At 50.1% G+C, this 12,674-nt stretch carries 14 protein-coding genes; 5 read left to right on the forward strand and 9 right to left on the reverse strand.

The genetic code is table 11. The annotated features are described in order from the left end of the window. Window positions 1-3: 3 nt before the first annotated feature. Window positions 4-924 (reverse strand): RNA-guided endonuclease InsQ/TnpB family protein, encoded by a 921-nt coding sequence (locus tag JOE21_RS04480; RefSeq protein ID WP_309862907.1) that lies wholly within the window; start codon window positions 922-924, stop codon window positions 4-6. A 476-nt stretch (window positions 925-1,400) separates the two neighbouring features. Between JOE21_RS04480 and JOE21_RS04485 the strand changes: the two genes are divergently transcribed. Both JOE21_RS04485 and JOE21_RS04490 read left to right on the forward strand, forming a co-directional pair. Next, window positions 1,401-1,898 (forward strand): SRPBCC family protein, encoded by a 498-nt coding sequence (locus JOE21_RS04485; RefSeq protein WP_309862910.1) that lies wholly within the window; start codon window positions 1,401-1,403, stop codon window positions 1,896-1,898. Between the two features lie 200 nt (window positions 1,899-2,098). Next, window positions 2,099-2,605, forward strand: coding sequence for a hypothetical protein (locus JOE21_RS04490; RefSeq protein WP_309862911.1), 507 nt, complete (start codon window positions 2,099-2,101; stop codon window positions 2,603-2,605). Between the two features lie 176 nt (window positions 2,606-2,781). Here the strand turns inward: JOE21_RS04490 and JOE21_RS04495 are convergent, their stop codons facing one another. Then, window positions 2,782-2,979 (reverse strand): hypothetical protein, encoded by a 198-nt coding sequence (locus tag JOE21_RS04495; protein WP_309862913.1) that lies wholly within the window; start codon window positions 2,977-2,979, stop codon window positions 2,782-2,784. Between the two features lie 73 nt (window positions 2,980-3,052). Between JOE21_RS04495 and JOE21_RS04500 the strand changes: the two genes are divergently transcribed. Both JOE21_RS04500 and JOE21_RS04505 read left to right on the forward strand, forming a co-directional pair. Then, window positions 3,053-3,787: an AAA family ATPase gene (locus JOE21_RS04500; protein ID WP_309862916.1), complete on the forward strand. Its 735-nt coding sequence runs from the start codon at window positions 3,053-3,055 to the stop codon at window positions 3,785-3,787. A gap of 588 nt (window positions 3,788-4,375) precedes the next feature. Beyond that, window positions 4,376-4,963, forward strand: a complete 588-nt coding sequence (locus JOE21_RS04505) for a DUF1802 family protein (RefSeq protein ID WP_309862919.1) — start codon at window positions 4,376-4,378, stop codon at window positions 4,961-4,963. A gap of 524 nt (window positions 4,964-5,487) precedes the next feature. Here the strand turns inward: JOE21_RS04505 and JOE21_RS04510 are convergent. Both JOE21_RS04510 and JOE21_RS04515 read right to left on the reverse strand, forming a co-directional pair. Continuing rightward, entirely contained in the window at window positions 5,488-6,144 is a 657-nt protein-coding gene (locus JOE21_RS04510) for a TetR/AcrR family transcriptional regulator (RefSeq protein ID WP_309862922.1), read from the reverse strand. Window positions 6,145-6,176: 32 nt separating this feature from the next. Then, window positions 6,177-8,813, reverse strand: a complete 2,637-nt coding sequence (locus tag JOE21_RS04515; protein ID WP_309862925.1) for a phosphoenolpyruvate synthase — start codon at window positions 8,811-8,813, stop codon at window positions 6,177-6,179. A gap of 351 nt (window positions 8,814-9,164) precedes the next feature. On the opposite strand from JOE21_RS04515, the gene JOE21_RS04520 reads away from it, so the two are divergent. Continuing rightward, window positions 9,165-9,593 carry an SgcJ/EcaC family oxidoreductase gene (locus JOE21_RS04520; RefSeq protein ID WP_309862928.1) on the forward strand — a complete coding sequence of 143 codons (429 nt, stop codon included), beginning with the start codon at window positions 9,165-9,167 and terminating at the stop codon, window positions 9,591-9,593. A gap of 995 nt (window positions 9,594-10,588) precedes the next feature. On the opposite strand, the gene JOE21_RS04525 is transcribed toward JOE21_RS04520, so the two are convergent. From JOE21_RS04525 to JOE21_RS04545, 5 genes are read right to left on the reverse strand one after another with little or no spacing between them, the layout of a single operon-like run. Next, the gene (locus JOE21_RS04525; RefSeq protein WP_309862931.1) at window positions 10,589-10,954 is read right to left on the reverse strand and encodes a hypothetical protein; all 366 of its coding nucleotides are present in this window, start codon (window positions 10,952-10,954) and stop codon (window positions 10,589-10,591) included. Continuing rightward, on the reverse strand, window positions 10,951-11,385 hold the full coding sequence (locus JOE21_RS04530) for a hypothetical protein (protein WP_309862934.1): 435 nt from the start codon (window positions 11,383-11,385) through the stop codon (window positions 10,951-10,953). Before JOE21_RS04530 ends, JOE21_RS04525 begins: the two co-directional genes overlap by 4 nt. A gap of 23 nt (window positions 11,386-11,408) precedes the next feature. Continuing rightward, window positions 11,409-11,774: a type IV pilus modification PilV family protein gene (locus tag JOE21_RS04535; protein ID WP_309862936.1), complete on the reverse strand. Its 366-nt coding sequence runs from the start codon at window positions 11,772-11,774 to the stop codon at window positions 11,409-11,411. After that, window positions 11,771-12,325 (reverse strand): GspH/FimT family pseudopilin, encoded by a 555-nt coding sequence (locus JOE21_RS04540; RefSeq protein ID WP_309862939.1) that lies wholly within the window; start codon window positions 12,323-12,325, stop codon window positions 11,771-11,773. The genes JOE21_RS04535 and JOE21_RS04540 overlap by 4 nt, the downstream gene beginning before the upstream one ends. A 4-nt stretch (window positions 12,326-12,329) precedes the next feature. Continuing rightward, a complete protein-coding gene (locus tag JOE21_RS04545) occupies window positions 12,330-12,668 on the reverse strand; it encodes a competence type IV pilus major pilin ComGC (RefSeq protein ID WP_309862941.1) in 339 nt (112 codons plus the stop codon). Window positions 12,669-12,674: the final 6 nt, after the last annotated feature.

A 12,674-nucleotide genomic window follows, 5' to 3' on the forward strand; every position in this document is an offset into this window, starting at 1 on the left:
ACTTCACTTCCTACCGGCCCATTCTGCCTTGTAAGTGGTGAAGTCGATCAACTGCCGCCAAGCGGCATCCGTAATCTTTTTTGCTAGGGGACGGTTTTTCACCATCCCTTTGACATTCAGCTTTTCGAAGACAATCAGATCATATCGATCCACCAGAGAACGGCTGATCTGATGAGCAAGGTCTTTTCGTTGATTCGCCACCCTCTCATGAGCTTTCGCCAACAACGCCACCGCTTTGCGCCGACGGTTCGAACCTTTCTTTCGACGGGATACCATTCGTTGCAATCGCTTGATCTTTCTTAACCTTTTCTCCAAAAAGTGCATCGCTGGAAAGAACTCGTTGCCTGAAGTGACCGCAAAGTGTTTCACTCCCAGGTCAATTCCTACCCGTTTCCCACTGGGTTTCATGGGGGAAGGCTCCATCTCACAGGTCACCATTGCATAGTACCGACCATTCTTTCTTTTAATGGTGAGGGTCTTTGGTATTCCTTCCATTTGGCGATGTATCTTGATACGGATATCGCCAATCTTAGGGACACAGAGAAATTTGCCTTGGAACATAGACGGCTTTGCTTGCGGGTAAATCAAGGAATCAAACCGGTTTTTTCCCTGAAAACGAGGAAACCCTGGCTTTTCTCCCCGTTTGACGCGACGGAAAAAATGTTGAAAAGCCAAATCCAACCGTTTCACCACTTGCTGCAGGACCTGGGAGTAAATCTGTTTAAATGCAGAGATTTCTTTTTTCAACGAAGGAAGTTCCGTCGCTTGCTGATGATAGTTCAAGGAAAGACCTCGTCTCTTGTAGGCAAAACGACGTTGTTCCAGCATGCTGTTGTATAGCCATCGGCACATGTCCAGGCTCCACTCGATCGTTTGTATGTGCTCGATGGTCGGGACTAACTTGAATTTGTAAGTTCGAATCACTGGATTCACCTCCTCTCATGAATATTTCACCATAGGAAAGGGATCGTGTGTTCGGATTCAGGACAAAAACTGTCGGACTTAGCGTATGGGGGAAACCCTCCCTCGTCCGACGACCGAAGGAAGTGCCCGTGGTGCGCTCGCTTTCATCCCAACCCTAAAGGGCTGGGTTTTCTCGCTCGCTATCTATAACGAAACGGCCTGCGAACGTCAAAAGTGAAGACTCCCGGAACACAGATCTTACCAGGAATCCGTTCACATGGAACGAATAGTTAAATAAACCCCCGCGGCAGATGTGGAAGGCGAGGTGATCCTCTATTGACCCGCATTGATTTTCCGTAAGAACACCCATATTTTGAGTAATGGTAAGCATGACCTTGCACGAAACCCCTATCATGATCATACCGGGCCGGGTTGGAGCGAGCCTGACAACCCCGCTAAACCGATGAACATAAGAGAATGAAAAAGGAGATATCTCGATGACGAAAACGAATGTTATTGCCGAACCGGGAAAACAAGCGATCGTCATCACGCGAGTCTTCGACGCACCACGCGAGCGCTTGTACAACGCGTACACGGATCCAAACCTGTTACCCGAGTGGTGGGGTCCGAAATACATGACCACTACGGTTGACAAGATGGATGTGAGAAAAGGCGGTGTCTGGCGATTCGTTCAACGCGATGTCAACGGCGAGGAGTACGCGTTCAATGGGGTTTATCATGAGAGCATCTTTCCCGAGCGGCTTGTCTACACCTTTGAATTCGAAGGGATGCCGGGTCATGTGCTGCTGGAAACGGTAACATTCGAAGAACTGCCTGACGGCAAGACAAAGTTGACGGATATAACGGTCTTCCAAACCCTGGAGGCCCGCGACAGGATGATTCAGTCGGGAGCGGAGGAAGGAGCGGAGGAGGCCATGAATCGTTTCGCCGAACTTCTGGCGAAGAAAAGCGAAACCCCTCGTCTATCGTCATAAAATTGGGAATAGAACCAAATACGCACCAGCTTCAGAGAATCACTCTCTGAGGCTGGTGCGAATGTCTAAAAAAGAACTTCAAAAATAATCGATCTCCTATAGAACCTCTATGCTATGATCATTTTACACGGGAGATCCCAAAGGATCCTCTCATGGGTAACCTTTAGACGAGTCGAGTAGAGAAGAGGAGAGATAAGCGGATGACGCAAGCAGACTTTTACGAACAAAAAGGCGTAGCGATGACTTGCCGATCCTTTGATGAGTACAGGCATATGTTTGCTCTCACCAAAAAATCGTTGGCACAAGGACCCATCCTGGATGTGGCAGCAGGGGCATCATCATTTACGGCAACCGCAAATAATCGGGGCTTCAAGGCTTTCGCTGTGGACCCCTACCAGCTGCCCCCGAAAGAGATCAAAAAACAAGGGGAACAAGAGATAGCCTTAATCGCCAAAAAACTCCCCCCATTAACCAATCGATTTCTATGGGACTACTACCAAAATTTAAATCGGCATCATCAAATCCGGGTAGATTCATTAGAAATGTTTTTGGAAGACTATGAACGAGATTCCTCCAAAAGCAGATATCTCACCGCGGAACTGCCCCACCTTCCTTTTCGTGTGGAACCTTCTCATTGGTCCTTTGCAGCCACTTCCTCTTTCTTTACCACGAACAATTTCATTCCTTATTCCATCTACAAGCGATAAGAGAATTGCTGCGGATCTGCCATACGAAAGGACAGGTTTGTCTCTATCCACTGGTGGGGTTCAAAGGAGAGCCCTATCCTCACTTCAGCTCGCTGAAGGACCAACTAGAGCATGACGGCATCCGGGTGGAAGTGGTGCCTACCGATTTTCGCTTTCTCCCTGGAGCAACCCATGTTTTACATCTTCAAAAACGATGATACCTCGATGAAATGGAACGGCGGCAGGGTGCTCCTGCCGCCGCTGTAGACGAACAGCCGCAGTATGGACGAGAAATAATCCACTCCGTTGCCGCAGAGTGGGTTCCTTCTTTTTTTAATGTTTATAAGGAGGGGGATCGTTCCCTTTTTCGGGATGTATGCTGCATAAATCTCCATCATGAACGCCCCCTCTATTTTCTCAGGGTGTTATGATAGCTTATGGAACGATCAAATAGGATGGTGTGTAGAGATGGCAGTATTTTTACGAGAGATTCAGTTACTAAAGAGCAAACTGAAAAAAGCGAAACGGACCGAGTACCCTTTTTGTATTTCGGCGATCCAAACCCTAGATTCATTGACCTTTGACAGCCCTGTTACGTTTTTTGTAGGTGAAAATGGATCGGGTAAATCCACCATCATGGAAGCCATCGCGGACCAATGCGGCTTTCATACAGCGGGCGGCTCCAGGGATCATACGTATAACGTCCATCAATCGGAATCCATCCTGGGGGAGTACATTCGATTATCCTGGTTTCCAAAGGTTACAAACGGATTTTTTCTGCGGGCGGAATCGTTTTACCATTTTGCCACCTATATCGACGATGTCCATCAAAGAAGTGGCAGCTATGAACGCTACGGCGGTCGATCACTGCTGGAGCAATCCCATGGCGAATCGTTTTTATCGCTGTTTGCTCACCGCTTTGACGAAAAGGGATTGTACCTCTTGGATGAACCGGAGGCAGCGTTATCCCCACAGCGTCAACTGGCGTTTTTACGCCTGATTCATGACTTGGTCAAGCAAAACCATGCCCAATTTATCATTGCGACCCACTCGCCGATTGTCCTCACCTATCCGGGGGCAAAAATATACAACTTTGATTCCGTCCCCATCTCCGAAACTCAATATGAAGACACCTCTCATTACTTTATTACAAAGCGCGTGATCAACGATCACGATCAATTTATTAAAGAATTGTTGGATTAACGACCTCAAGAGGAAACGCCATTGACTGTGATCGACAGTCAATGGCGTTTTAAAACAGCAAACCTATTTGTATCAACCTGGACAAATCAAGAATACCTGTGCTATTCTGTGGATAGAAATAGTAACGGCGGCAGGGTCGCACCCCTACCGCCGGGTAGCTGCCGCAGACGAGCGGCCACAGATAGCGAGAAGTAACCCGCGATCCTTTGCCACAGGGGCGGGTTACTTCTTTTTCAGCGCCTGATACGCGACATAGACAGCTAATGCCTGAACCATCACACCAGCTGCTTTCACGATCAGGTCAAGAAGTTCCATGGCCTCACCCCCCTCCGTAGAGAGGTTGTGTGGCCACCCGCCCTTGGCTACTACCATGGCCTATTTTACCATAGAAGTAGAAAAGACTGGGTGCTTTTTCAGTCCGATTTCTAATGATTCAATCTTCGTTTGTAGATTTCTGTTTCGCCCTTGAATGACATAGGTTCATCGCTTATCATACACGATAACGATCTTTCGTCCCCTTTCACAACAACCTCGGTCAAATGAAAGATGACCGTAACGATTCACAACCCGATGAAGGGAGGCTCTTCAATGAAAAAAACCATACAGACACTGCCTCCGATCGCCCTGAAAGAGTGGGCGGCGGTGGTTGAGGCTCTGGGAGAAGGAAAGCAGATCCTCTTGATGCGCAAAGGAGGGATCCATGAGGAAACCCGCCAGTTCCAGGTGGAAAACGATACCTTTCCCCTCTTTCCGAACGCCTTTCACCAGAAGACAGCGTTGATCAAACCGGCGTTTCACACCTATGTAAACGAGGAGTTGGCCGGCGGATCGTCGGAGCAGGAATCGGTCTCCATCCGTTATGTCGCCCGGTTGGTGGAAGATATCGAGGTGTTTGATGAAGCGACACTGGCCCGCCTCGCTCCTTTCCACATCTGGACGGACAATTTTGCTGTCGAGCGGTTGAAGTGGAAGAAAAAGCATCCCCTGCACGTCCTGCTCCTTCGTATTTTCCGGCTGTCCGAATCCATCGCGATCCCCATGCGTGCCGAGTATCTGGGCTGCAAGTCGTGGATCCGCCTTCCCGATAACCTCCCGCAGCGGAAGTGGGAGCCGGTGTTGTCTGATGCAGCCTTTGACGATCAACGGAAACGGATCAAAGAAGCGCTGAAGGGATGAAATCAAAAAAGAACCGGAGATTCCCATGATTTTGGGGTCTTCGGTTCTTTTGTGTGAAGGGGAACCGGTAATCGCAGCCGTTTCGTCTCGAGTAATTTCACCGTGAACTTTCCCCCCTGAAGAGCCGTACTCACCTGGACAAATGGAGAATACCTGTGCTATTCTGTGGATAGAAATAGTAACGGCGGCAGGGGATTCCCTACCGCCGGGTAGCTGCCGCAGACGAGCGGCCACGGATCGCGAGAAGTAACCCGCATACCTTTGCCAGGGGGGCGGGTTACTTCTTTTTCAATGCCTGATACGCAACATAAACAGCCAATGCCTGAACCATCACACCAGCTGCCTTCACGATCAGGTCAAGAAATTCCATGGCCTCACCCCCTCTCCGTAGAGAGGTGTGTGGCCACCCGCCCTTAGCTACTACCATGGCCTATTTTATCATAGAAGTAGAAAAGGGGAACAACATTCCGCCTGGTTTCTAATGAATTCATCCCTATCACAAAGGAGCGATGGGAATTCAGATTTCAATCCTGTGAGTTTTGCCTTCTTTCTAAGCCGTAAAATAGAACATCCAGCATAAATTGAATTTCCTTTTCATCATCCCATGCTTGATCGGGGGCCAGGATCGTTCGGGTCGATATATAACCGACCAATAAACTGAGAATCACCCGAATGAGAGAATAATCGGGTTCTCCATCGTCGGTGGGGGGCAATACTTGTGAAATCAGCGGCGCCATCTGTTGTTGCAAAATGTTGGCCATGACGCCCCGCAAGTCCGGACTGAAGAGCAATTCTTGCAGGATCAGCTTGATCACGTCGGGATTCTCGATGGCAAAATCGATTCTGTCTTTATATACGTCATACAGGACATCCCGGTAGTGGCGGTTTTTTTCTTTCTCGATGATTTTCTCTGTCTGCTCGATCAATAGAGGAGCCAGTACCTGGATCATGGCGGGATAAACCGTCTGCCTAAATAGTTTCTCTTTACTTTCAAAGTGCTTAAACAGCGTTTTCTCAGAAACCCGGGCTTTTTGAGCAATCGCTTGTGTCGTAGTCCCGGCGTACCCCTTTTCCGCAAATAATTCTAGGGCTGCCCGGATCACATCTTTTTGTTTATCGGTTTGGTTCGTGCCCACTGAAATATCGGCTTCTTTCAGCAAGGCTTTTAGTTGTTCGTTCATATGCGGCCCCTCCGATTTCCGTAAACGCTGCTTCAACGATTATCATTTCCTTCACTTAAAATCTCCACAAATCCCTGGTTTCCGTCCACACGAATCATTTGCCCGTCTTTAATTTTCTTGGTGGCATCCTCCACTCCCACTACCGCAGGAATCCCATATTCCCGGGCCACAACGGCACCGTGTGTCATCAATCCCCCAACTTCGGTCACTAATGCCTGGGCTGATTGAAATAAAGGAGTCCAACCGGGATCGGTATGAGGGGCAATCAGGATTTCCCCTTCTTGGAGGTGAGCCTCTTCCGGCTTTTGAACAACCCGGGCTGTTCCTTCTACCACACCGGCGGAAACCGGGTTTCCGACAAGAGCCCCTTCGGGAAATTCTCCTTGCCTGGGGGAAGCGGTTACCCTCTCCCCTTCGCTCGTCATGACTCGGGGCGGGTTCAACGTTTGGTGCCATTCATATTGTTCTTTCCGGTCGGCAACCAATGAGGAGACATCTGGTTTAAACTCCCCTTTTGAAAGTTGAATCAACTCGTCGAGAGTCAAGTAAAACACCTCTTCCGGATGTTGCAGCACGCCTTTCTTCACCAGCTCTTCCGCTTCCGCCTGGATCGCTTTTTTGCACTCATCCAAAATCAGAGTCAACAGATATTTGGGGTGTTCCCGAACCCCTCCGATATAGCGATACACCTCGATTAAGCGTTTCATCTGTCTGGACTTAAAGCCACTGCTTCCAACCTGATGCAGAATCCGCCGCGCCGTTTCGTCGGCTTCCTGTTCCCCATTTAGGAATTTTTGCCGATGTTCCCCCGGCTTCACACTCCGCATGTGTCCCAAGATGGCAGGAACCAGTTGGGTAGGGGTTTCGCGCCAGCGAGGCCGGGTCAGGTCAATTTCACCGGCGCATCGATTTCCGTATTTTCCGATAAAGTCGTCAAAGGCCCGTTTAAACCTCTCACCCCCGTCCACGTGTAACAGTCCTTCATCGAAGGTCTGGTCATCGGCCTGTTTTAGATACTCCTCCACCTCCGGCAGTTCCCGAACCAGATCAGCCAAATCGCCGATCACAAGGCCCATCTCGCTGGTAATGTTGCCGGGAAGGGATTTATTTAACTGGTGCAGTTTTTTATCATCCCCGATCCAACGAACCAGCGCTTTCTTCAACAAGTGGAATGAGATCGGGAAACAAATCACGATTGGTAAGATGTTTTGCAGCATGCCCTTTCCGAAAATGCTTAATTGATATTGAGCGGCTTCCAGACGCTTCGGTCCGCTTACACCTTGCAACTCTTTACGAACCGCTGTCCATTTTTCCTCCATATAACGTTCCACTTTGCTTCTCGCTAATTTCGGATCACGCTTGAAAAGATTGTTCCACACCTCTTTGAGAATGGGAGCAACCAATCGATAGGCGGCCTTTATAAAACCCCGTTTTGGGGGAACGTTGAGAAACTCAGGCCGCTCGATCACTTCCCGGATCTCAAGGCTGAGGGCTTCATCAAACAAATGCTGAAAGACTCTCGGAAGAATCATTCTTCCCGGCTTGGTACGAAGCACTTCCGTGGGATTCACAAACAGGCGTCCTCCTGCTTCTAAAAAAGCCTGTTTCGGAAATATGGTTCGTAAGACCGAAATCCCCAGCGGCTTCATCGCATCGGTCATCATTTGTACATGGCCGAACGAGAACATGATACGAAGCGGTTCCTGCGGGATGTCGGGCAAGGGATAAAGCGACGTAATCGGCCGGCTCTGCACCATAAACCATTCACCGTTCTCCATACAAAACTCAATATCTTGCGGAGAGCCAAAGTGTTTTTCGATTTTTTTCCCCAACTTAGCCACAGATAAAATCTGGTCATCCGTCAGGACTGGTTTCGTCCCTTGATCCGGAGGCAGGTCCTTTGTCACCGTCCCGCCTTCCGGCAGGGGATAAATCCCGATTTTCTTTTCCGATATATTTTTGTGAATGATTTGGCCGTTTTTCACTTTATATAAATCTGCCGACACCATGCCGGATACGATGGATTCCCCCAACCCAAAACTGGCATCGATAGACACCACGTTTCGATTCCCATTCGTGGGATCGGCGGTAAACATCACCCCTGCGATCTGTGGATTAACCATCTGTTGCACTACCACAGACAGGGAAACCTGACGATGATTAAATCCATTTTTAGCCCGGTAAGCAATCGCCCGATCCGTAAACAATGAGGCCCAACATTTCCGGATATGCCGGAGCAATTCATCTCGCCCCCGGATGTTTAAGTAAGTATCCTGCTGACCGGCAAAAGATGCGGTCGGCAAATCCTCCGCTGTCGCGCTGGAACGAACCGCATACGAAATCTCCTTCCCCGCCGATTCCCAAGCATAAATGATTTCCTGTTCCAACGGGGCAGGGATCGCCAGTTGCTCCAAATGGGTACGAATCCGTTCTCCCCACTTGCGCAACGGTTCCAAATCCTGAGGGTCCAAGATATCCAAAGACTCGAAAAACGTCTCCATGTCGGAACTGGTTGCGATGAAATCTTGGAAAGCAAAGGTGGTGACACAGAAGCCATCCGGCACTGGAAAACCCGCCTTGCTCAGTTCACCCAGGTTGGCTCCTTTTCCACCGACATACGGGAGACTGGAACGATCCACCTGATTGAAAAACAAGACATACGATTTCATCGGGCATGCCTCCTCCTTTTTTACGGATCATCCAGATATGCGTGTCCTCCGTGTTACATGACACCCTTTCATCAAAGACCCAAAACAACCGTCCATCCCTTGGATTTACGTCCATTCACGGTCAATATATCACATTGATTTTTAAGTTGTAATGTAAGTACTTACTTTACATATGTGAAGTCCTCAAAACTGCGACGAGACTTCCTGCGAAGCGACTCCAAAGTCCTACGACTATATAGGGATCTTTTTTCAGCATGTCGACTGAAGCGAAAAAAAACAAACTATCGTATTTTTAAACAAACAGGCTGCTAATCGCTCCATACCAGTCCTCACCCATAAGGAGGAGAAAAAATGAACGGTAAACGAGAAGCTCATGAGCAAGAGAGCGTCGCCATCAGACAAACAGTTGCTGAGATGGAGGCCGCATTTAATCAACATAATGCCGATGAGTTGGATCGTCACTTTACTCCAGATGCCACGTGGGTCAATGTGTTTGGTGAACGGCTGTCCGGCCGGAAACAAATCAATCATGTGCACCAGCGCGTTTTGGCTGGTCCGCTACGCAATGCATACGCGCGTTATTCCGTCGAGAGTATCCTGTTTGTGCGTGCCGATGTAGCCGTTACCCATGTACGGCAGTACCCGACAACCTCCGAGGGAAAAATCATAGAAGACGGGCAGGGGAGTCTCGCGATCTATGTCATGGTAAAAGAGCAAGGAACATGGTGGATCGCCGCTGGACAGAATACGCTCGTCCAATCCACCCCGAAATCGCAGTAGTCATGGACACAATCCTCCTGGATACCCGTTAAAAATCCATCTAACCCTCTCATGTTGAGAACACCGGTCCCCGCGGAAATCATCATGTATCGATAGAAACAATAGGGCCGGCAAAATTGCCGGCCCTGTTCCTACACAATATTTCTTTGTCTTAGAATATGGATCGCCCGGTTCACATCTGATACATTCAAAAATAATCTCGTATCTTCTCCGAGGTATATGGCCTTTACTCTCACTCTAAACCATAAGGCTCCGAACAGTGTGTTAATCACACCGGGAGTCCCTGGTATGATTCGACGAAATTGAATTACTTTCTCCTCTTGAAAGCGAACACCCAAAAAACGAAGGATACTCCTTACGATCCGAAGATCCCGGGGCCTTTCAAAATCAGGAGGCCCGACCACGAACTTAACCAAATTGAATCGGTTGCTGATCTTGGTTTGGAAATATCCAGTAATATTGGTTCTGGTAAAGGCAATCCCACTTAAAATGCGATGAAGTGTAGGATCGTCCGTCACAAACGTAAATTGGGTTCTGATATTGAAAGAACCGTTGTTTTGACCGATTTTTATTCGTCCTCCTTCTTTCACTCTTCCTCCCCCCTTCATTTCAATCGCATTATTTTATGCTTGTATTGAAAAGGAATCACGGCTGTTGCCTCTCGAGTAGCCAATCGACAGAAAGTCCCTTTAGGGCTTGTCTGTACAATCCGTAAGGCGAGATCCCGGGTTGCTATGGCTGTCTTCGTTTCGTTGCAAAAAGCGCAAAGGCTCTCCGCCAGCCACACCGACCCTCTCTTGTTCTTGCGAAAAATTGAATTACCAGACAGGCCCTAGGCGAGACTTGTGCTCTGTGAGTGCAAAGGCGACCCAAAGGCCATACCAACCCTCCCTTTTTCTCACGGAAAAATGAATGACCAGACAAGCCCTAAAAGGAGGGACGACAAATATAAAAAAAGGCCGGTCTATTCCGGCCCCTTTCCATTCACCCCGTGCTCATCGTTCCCAGCGGATTACGGTACACGTCTTCCGATCCAACCAAACCCGGATGGTTTGCTTGACCCCCTGCCCTTCCGCGGTTGATATGATCACACCTTCCCCACCCCGGATCACACTTTGGGTGACGACCTCCATCCCGTTTAATTGAGTGGTGATAGTTCCGAATTGCTCCTGCTGACAAATCTTCTCCTGCATGCGGGCGATGCCGCTTTCTGCGGCATACTGGGCGCGAAGCATCTGCCAGTCCGTGACGGTGCTGTGCCGAGCCTGCAGAGATTGGGAGAGAGTGGCCGTCACCAGCAGAAACACCAGAACCATCACACCCAGGACCAAGGGAAGGGCAATTCCCCGTTCATCTGTCATGGTGCTGTCCTCCCTCGAAAATAAAGCCGGGCTTCTCGGTCACCATGCCAGTTTTGCAGCCCGATCTCCACGTGGACACCGGTGCCGTCCGGGGAAAAAACGACCCAGTAGACATCGTGGGCCAGGATGGTGGTTCCCTGAAAACGGCTTTCCCCCAGCGGGCGCACACTGCGGATAATCCGGCGCCGGTCGTGTTTGTAGCGGATCGTTTCTCCTGTCGGCGTCTCCATCAAGAGCCATCCTTCCTTCGACAACCGGTGGTGGGTACAGGAACGAATTTCATCCCGGACGTCGGCGGCAAAGGCCGACAGTTCCATCTGCAGCTGCTGTTCCCAGAATGCTTCTTTCATCCCTTTTTCCACATGAAAAGAAACCGACATCACGACCGGGACAAACAGCAGCAACAACATCAACACAACCGAAAACTCCACATAGGTGAACCCCTCCTGCCCCGTTAAGGCATGTATTGAAGGGCGCGCAGTCGGAGTTGTTGCGTTTGATCGCGTCTGTCTTGCCATTGCACCTCCACTTGGGTTCCGGCCAGGCGGGATCCGGCCCGTTTTTGCTTCCATCGAACATCAAATCGTGTGCCGTCCACTTGTTCCCGTGTTGAACCCTCCTGCGGCAAGGGGAAGGGGCGGATTTGCAGCTCTTCCATGTGCCGTTCCAGTAACAACACTGCTTGCATCCGCTGTGCTTGCAGATGCTGTTGTTCCCTCACCTCCGTCATGATGGGAATCCCCACTGCCAAAATCACGCTAAGCACCATCAAAGCCGTCACCACTTCTACCAGGGTAAACCCCTTCTCCGCCCCTCTCATGGTCCCGTCTCCACCCGGGGGCGGCCGGAAGCCACCTGGATGATCACCTTTCCCACCAACTCACCCCCGGACCGAAGCGACAGCGTACCGCCCCGTACTTGACCGGTGCGCCGAAAGAGGATTCGATCCCCGGGATAATTGCTCTCCACCTGGAACCGGGACGGCATCTTCCCTTGCCGGATGACCTGTCCGTCTCGCATGATGCGGTAGATTCCAGCCTCAGAATCCAACGCCAGCACCACCTCTTCCTCCCTCACCGTCGCTTCCCGCTGAGCCATGCGGATGTCGGAAGCCAACACTCCAAGAAACAAATCCCGCTCCACCCGGTCGGCCCACTGGACAAAAGCAGGGTAGCAAAGCCCTGCGAGGAGGGAAATCAACAACAGCGTCACTTGCAGCTCCACCAGGTTCCAACCGCCTTCATCTCGCCACCCGATCCATCCCGGACCCGTCCGCTTCTTCCATCGGCCCGGAGCACTAGGGTGTGTCTGATCCATCCGTTTGGCGAGCTCCCGGGTCGATGTGACTGTTTTCGTTTCGTTCCCATACACGCCCTCAATCACCATGGATGGAACACTTCACCCTTTTTTCTACGGAGGCGTTAGGATGGATGGAATACTTGCCTTTTGCCGGACAGTTGGGAGCGGTGCGCAGATAGCCCCGGCGATGCAGCTGTTCCACACTGGTGGGATAACTGCCCATTTCCAGATAGTAGTTGTCCGCTTGCGAACCAATCAATTTCCGGTTGGCTTCGCAAGATTTTTCCTGGGCCGACTCCCCTGCCGCTTTTAGGTTGGGCAGGGCAATGGCGATAATTACCGCGATCACAAACAGCACCACCAGCATTTCAATCAGCGTAAAACCCCGCTCATCTCTCCACAGCCGCTTTCTCACATGGAT

The sequence above is a fragment of the Desmospora profundinema genome, from assembly GCF_031454155.1.
GTDB lineage: Bacteria > Bacillota > Bacilli > Thermoactinomycetales > DSM-45169 > Desmospora > Desmospora profundinema.